General features: G+C 71.9%; 5 protein-coding genes. 1 reads left to right on the top strand and 4 read right to left on the bottom strand.

All coding sequences use genetic code 11. The features are described from left to right. The first annotated feature begins 63 nt into the window (after positions 1-63). Complete coding sequence (gene dxs, locus I5E_RS17090) at positions 64-2,010, top strand: 1-deoxy-D-xylulose-5-phosphate synthase (RefSeq protein ID WP_022908059.1); 1,947 nt, start codon at positions 64-66, stop codon at positions 2,008-2,010. A 197-nt stretch (positions 2,011-2,207) separates the two neighbouring features. On the opposite strand, the gene I5E_RS24780 is transcribed toward dxs, so the two are convergent. The 4 genes from I5E_RS24780 to I5E_RS17070 all read right to left on the bottom strand — a co-directional run. Beyond that, on the bottom strand, positions 2,208-2,495 hold the full coding sequence (locus tag I5E_RS24780; protein ID WP_148287025.1) for a hypothetical protein: 288 nt from the start codon (positions 2,493-2,495) through the stop codon (positions 2,208-2,210). A 92-nt stretch (positions 2,496-2,587) separates the two neighbouring features. Continuing rightward, complete coding sequence (locus tag I5E_RS17080) at positions 2,588-4,726, bottom strand: 3-hydroxyacyl-CoA dehydrogenase NAD-binding domain-containing protein (RefSeq protein ID WP_022908057.1); 2,139 nt, start codon at positions 4,724-4,726, stop codon at positions 2,588-2,590. 2 nt (positions 4,727-4,728) lie between these two features. Continuing rightward, a complete protein-coding gene (locus tag I5E_RS17075; RefSeq protein WP_022908056.1) occupies positions 4,729-5,940 on the bottom strand; it encodes a thiolase family protein in 1,212 nt (403 codons plus the stop codon). Positions 5,941-6,066: 126 nt separating this feature from the next. Continuing rightward, positions 6,067-6,772: HRDC domain-containing protein (locus I5E_RS17070; RefSeq protein WP_022908055.1), on the bottom strand; the 706-nt coding region annotated here is incomplete at its 5' end.

Here is a 6,772-nt window from a genome sequence, read left to right as displayed (position 1 = left end):
CCTCCAGTCCGTTCCGTCCCCACGCGCATAGAGTGGGCCGACAGCCCCACGAAAGGAGCGCCCGTGACCCTGCTCTCGAGCATCACGTCGCCGCGCGACCTGAAGCGTCTCTCCGACGCGCAGATGACGGACCTCGCCGCCGAGATCCGACGCTTCCTCGTCGCCGAGGTCGCGAAGACCGGTGGCCACCTCGGCCCGAACCTCGGTGTCGTCGAACTCACGCTCGCCATGCACCGCGTGTTCGACTCGCCGCACGACCCGTTCGTGTTCGACACCGGCCACCAGTCCTACGTGCACAAGCTCGTCACCGGGCGGCAGGACTTCTCGCGGCTGCGCGAGCGGGGCGGCCTCGCCGGGTACCCGCAGCGGCGCGAGTCGGAGCACGACATCGTGGAGTCCTCGCACGCGTCGTCGTCGCTGTCCTGGGCGGACGGCATCTCCCGTGCCTTCGTGCAGACCGGCCAGGCCGACCGGACCGTGGTCGCGGTCGTCGGCGACGGTGCGCTCACCGGCGGGATGACGTGGGAGGCCCTCAACAACATCTCCGACGGCAACGACCGTCGGCTCGTCATCGTCGTCAACGACAACGGGCGCTCCTACGCGCCGACCATCGGCGGCATGGCACGGTTCCTCAGCTCCGTCCGGACGCGTCGCGAGTACCGGGCCCTGTTCGAGAAGTCGCAGGCCGCCGCCGCACGGTTCGGGGCACCGGGTCGGGCGCTCTACCGCGGGATGCGCGGCGGGCTGCACGGGTTCCTCTCGCGGTTCACGAACAACGAGGCGCTCTACTCGAACCTCGACATCAAGTACATCGGCCCGGTGAACGGGCACGACCAGCGTGCGATGGAAGCCGCCCTCCGGCAGGCGAAGGAGTACGGCGCACCGACGATCGTGCACGCGATCACCGAGAAGGGCTACGGGTTCGAGCCGGCCCTGCGCGACCAGGCCGACCAGTTCCACGCGGTCGGGCACATCGACCCGGAGACGGGGGAGTCACTCGACGTCTCGTCGGGGCCCTCGTGGACGTCGGTGTTCGCGTCGACCCTGGCCGAGGTCGGCGCGTCGGACGAGAAGATCGTGGCGATCACCGCGGCGATGCTGCGCCCCACCGGGCTGCACCTCTTCCAGGAGCAGCACCCCTCGCGGGTGATCGACGTCGGCATCGCCGAGCAGCACGCCGTGACGACCGCTGCCGGACTCGCGTTCGGTGGCCTGCACCCCGTCGTCGCGCTGTACGCCACGTTCCTCAACCGCGCGTTCGACCAGGTGCTCATGGACGTCGCGCTGCACCGTGCCGGGGTGACCTTCGTCCTCGACCGTGCGGGCATCACGGGGCCGGACGGTCCCTCGCACCACGGCATGTGGGACCTCGCGCTGCTGCAGGTGGTCCCCGGCATCCGGATCGCCGCGCCCCGGGACGCCGCGACCCTGCGCGAGGAGTTCCAGGAGGCCGTCGCCGTCGACGACGCGCCCACCGTGCTCCGGTGGTCGAAGGGGCAGGTCGGGCCGGACATCCCCGCGATCCGCCGGTTCGACGACGGGGTGGACCTGCTGCGGTCGCCGTCGTCCGACCAGGAACCCGACGTGCTGTTCGTCGCGGTCGGGTCGATGGTGCCGGTGGCGCTCGACGCCGCGGCGCTGCTCGAGTCCCAGGGCATCGGGGTCACGGTCGTCGACCCGCGGTGGGTGGTGCCGATCCCGACGTCGCTCATCGACCTCTCGCGCGAGCACCGGCTCGTGATCACGATCGAGGACGGCGTGCGGGTCGGCGGGGTCGGCACGCGCCTGCGCCAGGACCTCCGGGCCGCGGGGGTCGACACCGGGGTGAACGAGCTCGGGTTGCCCGACGAGTTCATCGACCACGCGTCGCGGTCGCAGATCCTCGAGGACGTGGGACTCACGGCGCAGGCGATCGCGCGCGACGTCATCGACCAGGTCGTCGGGACGAAGCTGCCGCAGGCGAAGCCGGCGCGCTCGGAGTCGCGCTCCCGGGAGTCCGCCGACCGCTGAGCGGCGCCGGCGGCGCGGGCGCGCGATGCACGGCGCGGCGGGTGGAACCACGAACGCGACATCGAACCGGACGGATCGACGAGTTCGATGTCGGATCCGTGGTTCGATCCGAAGCACGGCGGCCCGGCGGGGTCAGCGCGCGGGCGGCCCGGCGGCCGCGGCCACGAGCTCGCGCAGGATCGCGCGGGCCATCGGCGTCACCCAGAGGACCTGGCCGTGCGACAGGCCGTCGCGACCCTCGCGGATGATCTCCACGCGCGAGGACGACGGTCCTCGCGCGAGAACGTCATGACGATGTTCTCGGCGCGGAGCGCGAACGAGGTCCGGCGGCCGATGACGGCCCCGTCCGGGCGGACCTCCATCGCCGCGGCGCCCGGGACGGCGTGCACGGCGCGGTCGAGGAGTTCCGGGACCTCGGCGAGCGGCACCGGCAAGACGACGCTGGGGTGCCCGGACGTCCGCGGTGCCCACCACTCCTGTCCCATGCCTGCACGCTACGCCGGGTGGAACCACGAAACCGACGTCGAACCGGGCGCTCGGCCTGGTTCGACGTCGGTTCGGTGGTTCGACACCGGGCTCAGCGCGACGCGGGCCCGACGATCAGCGGCTCGTGGAAGGCGCCACCGAAGACCCGCTCGGACGCGCCGGAGCGGTCGAGGTACGGGCTGATCCCACCGGCCTGGAACGGGTAGCCCGCGCCGAGGATGAGCCCGAGGTCGATCTCCTCGACGTGCTGGACGACCTCGTCCTCGAGCATGCGGTGCAGCTCGTCGGCGAGGGCGTCCTCGAAGCGCCGCTGCATCTCGGCCGCGTCCACCGGGTGGGCGTCCCGCTTCGTTGGTGCGACGAGCTTCACGGCCGCTGGCTCGTACCCGGTCGCGGTGCCCTTCTTGTCGCGGGTGAGGATGTGCCCGAACTCGGCGATCTTCTTCAGCCCGTCACCGGGGTAGAAGCGCTCCGGCCAGGCGGCGTGGTGCGAGTCGAGCACGTGCGCACCGACCGGCAGCCCGACGAGTTCGAGCAGCTCGAACGGCGACATCGGCAGGCCGAGCGGCGCGGCACCCTGGGCGACGACCTCGAACGGGGTGCCCTCCTCGACACCGCGCATCGCCTCGCCGAGGACCCGGGCGAGCACCCGGTTCACGACGAAGCCGGGCTGGTCGGCCGTGATGATCGCGGTCTTCTTGAGGGTCTTCGCGACCGCGAGGGCCGTGGCCAGCGTCTCGTCGGACGTGGCCTCGGTGCGGACGACCTCGAGCAGCGGCATCACGGCCACCGGGTTGAAGAAGTGGAAGCCGACCAGCCGGGACGGGTCGGACAGCACGGAGCCCATCTCGGAGACCGAGAGCGAGGACGTGTTCGTCGCGAGGATCGCGTCGGGCGAGACGACCTGCTCGATCTTCCGGAAGACCTCCTGCTTGACGCCCATCTCCTCGAAGACGGCCTCGATGACCCAGTCGGCGTCGGCGAAGGCGTCGTACGAGACCGACCCGGACACGAGTGCCTTGATGCGGTTCGCGTCGTCGGGGGAGACCCGGCCCTTGTCGAGCAGCGTGTCGACCTCGCCCCGGATCCGGGCCACGCCGGCGTCAACGCGCGCCTGGTCGACGTCGGTGATCACGACGGGGACGCCGAGGCGACGGGCGAACAGCAGCGCGAACTGCGACGCCATGAGTCCGGCGCCGAGGACACCGACCTTCGTGACGGGGCGCGGCGAGACGTCCGTCGGGGCGCCCACTGGCTTCTTCGCGCGCTTCTGCACGAGGTCGAACGCGTACATCGACGCGGCGAACTGGTCGCCGGAGATGAGGTCGGCGAGGGCGTCGTCCTCGTCGGCGAACCGGTCGTCGAGCGATCCGGACTTCGCCGCGGACACGAGGTCGAGCGCGCGGAACGGTGACTTCGGTACGGTGCCGATCTTCGACGCGACCTGCGAGCGGGCGACCTTGACGACGGTGCCCCACGCGGCCTTCTCGATCATGCCCGGCTCGTTCTTCCGCACGACCTTCGTGCGACCGGACACGACGCCGTCGGCCCACGCGACCGCGGACGGCAGGAACGTGACCGAGGGGATGAGCGCGTCGCCGATGCCGAGTTCGACCGCGGCCGGCCCGTCCATCAGGCGGTTGTTCTTGAGCGGGTTCTCGACGATGACGCGGAGCGCCTTCTCGGGTCCGATCAGGCGGGGGAGCAGGGTCGCACCGCCCCAGCCCGGGATGATGCCGAGGAAGACCTCGGGCAGCCCGATGCCCTGCGCGGCCGAGGAGAACACGCGGTAGGTGCAGTGCAGCCCGATCTCGAGACCGCCGCCGAGCGCGATCCCGTTGATGAACGCGAACGACGGCACGCCGAGGTCCGAGAGCTTCCGGAGCGTGGCGTGCCCCAGGGCCGCGAGGTCGTGGGCGACCTCGCGCGACGGCACCGAGGCCGCCTGGGACAGGTCGGCGCCGGCGGCGAAGCAGTACTCCTTGCCGGTGATCGCCACGGCCTGGACCGTGCCGGCCGACGCCTCGGTGCGGAGCGTGTCGAGCACCCCGGACAGCTCGTACAGGGTGCGCGGCCCGAGCGTCGACGGGCGCTTGTAGTCCTTGCCGTTGTCGAGCGTGATGAGCGCGAGCGTGCCGCCGGACGGCAGCGGGACGTGCTTCAGGTACGAGTGCGTGACGACCTCGTCCTCGCCGAGTGCCAGGAGTCGGTCGTTGTCGACGATGGTCATGCTCAGGCCGCCTTCCGTGCCGCGGACTTGCTGAAGTTCGGGTTCTCCCAGATCACGGTGCCGCCCTGCCCGAGCCCGATGCACATCGTCGTGATGCCGTACCGGACGTCGGGTCGTTCGGCGAACTGGGCCGCCAGCTGGGTCATCAGGCGGACGCCGCTCGACGCGAGCGGGTGCCCGACGGCGATCGCGCCGCCCCACGCGTTCACGTTCGTCGAGTCCTGGGCGATGCCGTAGTTGTCGAGGAACGCGAGCACCTGGACCGCGAAGGCCTCGTTGATCTCGAACAGCCCGATGTCGTCGATGGACAGGCCGGCCTTCGACAGCGCCTTGTCGGTCGCGGGGACCGGGCCGATGCCCATCACCTCGGGGTCGACTCCGGCGAACGCGAAGGAGACCATGCGCATCTTGGTGGGCAGTCCGTGCTGCTTCGCCGCGTCGGCCGACGCGATGAGGCTCATCGTGGCGCCGTCGTTGAGGCCCGCCGCGTTGCCCGCGGTGACCCGTCCGTGCGGCCGGAACGGCGTCTTCAGGGCGGCGAGGGCCTCGAGCGTGGTGCCGGGGCGGGGCGGCTCGTCGCTCGAGACGATGTCCCAGCCCGCACCCGTGTTCACCTCGACGGGGACGAGGTCCGGCTGCAGCTTGCCCGCGGCCCAGGCGGCGGCGTAGCGCTGCTGGGACTGGACGGCGAAGGCGTCCGTGCGGTCCTTCGTGATCGCCGGGAAGCGGTCGTGCAGGCGCTCGGCGGTCTTGCCCATCACCAGGGCGTCACCGTTGACCATGCGTTCCGCGACGAAGCGCGGGTTCGGGTCGGAGTTGAACCCCATCGGGTGACGACCCATGTGCTCGACGCCGCCGGCGATGGCCACGTCCGCAGCGCCGAACGCGATGGCGCCGGCGAGCGTCGTGACGCTCGTCATGGCACCGGCGCACATGCGGTCGATCGCGTACCCGGGGACGGTCTTCGGGAGCCCCGCGAGCATCCCCACGGTCCGGCCCAGGGTGAGCCCCTGGTCGCCCTGCTGCGTGGTGGCGGCCACGGCGACGTCGTCCACCGCGGCCCCGTCCAGCGAGGCGTTCCGGTCGAGGAGTCCGCGCATCGCGTGCACCGCGAGGTCATCGGCGCGGGTCTTCCAGAACACCCCCTTCTCCCCGGCTCGTCCGAACGGTGTCCGAACTCCGTCGACGAAGACGACGTCTGCTGCCTTTGGCAATCTGGGCCTCCAGATCCTCGTTGATCAGGCCGGGCGCGTCCCGCCCCGCCCGGCCGGGTCCGACCCGGCGTGCACCTGCGACGCTATGCCCCGAGCCTGGGCGGACGCATGCCCGTTGGGCCGTTCCTACGACTCGGTGTTGCTCTCAGCAGCAGGCTCCTGTGCAGCAGCGACAAAGGCGTGCGCGATGATCGACGCCGTCTCCTCGACCTGCCAGGGGCGCGCGTCGTGCGCGGCGAGCACGGCACCGACCGTCTCGGTGGCGATCGGGGCGGGCGGCTCCCACGACACGGTGCGCAGGGTGTCCGGCGTGAGGAGGTTCTCGACGGGCAGGTCGAGCTCCTCGGCGCGCTGCACCACCGCGGCACGGGCGGCCTTGTAGCGGCGGTCGGCGGCCGGATTGCGGTCGGCCCAGGCGCGGGGCGGCGGCAGTGTGGCCTCGCCGGTGCCGCGGAGCCTCGGGAGGTCCTCGGTCGTCCGGCCGTCCTCGACGGCGGCCCACCACCGGTCGAGCTCCGAGCGGGACGCGCGACCCGTGAAGGCCTTGACCCCGCTCAGTTCGCCCTTCGAGGCCGGGTTCGCTGCGGCGGCGGCCACGATCGCGGAGTCCGGGATGGTGCGCCCGGGGGCGATGTCGGTCTCGCGGGCGTAGGCGTCGCGTGCCGTCCACAGCGCTCGGGCGATCGCGAGGGCCCTGGTACCGCGCAGGGCGTGCATGCCGGACAGGCGGCGCCACGGCTCGGCCTTCGGCGGCTTCGGCGCGCGCGTCAGGACGGCGGCGAACTCCTCCTCGGCGATGCGGGACTTGCCGGCCTCCTCGAGCGTCGCCGCG

The sequence above is a fragment of the Curtobacterium sp. B18 genome, from assembly GCF_000333375.1.
GTDB lineage: Bacteria > Actinomycetota > Actinomycetes > Actinomycetales > Microbacteriaceae > Curtobacterium.
This window is presented reverse-complemented; position numbering and strand designations above follow the sequence as displayed.

Coding starts and splice junctions, on each gene's coding strand:
- I5E_RS24780 (WP_148287025.1), bottom strand. CDS start 2,495: ATGGGACAGGAGTGGTGGGCACCGCGGACGTCCGGGCACCCCAGCGTC.
- I5E_RS17080 (WP_022908057.1), bottom strand. CDS start 4,726: ATGACCATCGTCGACAACGACCGACTCCTGGCACTCGGCGAGGACGAG.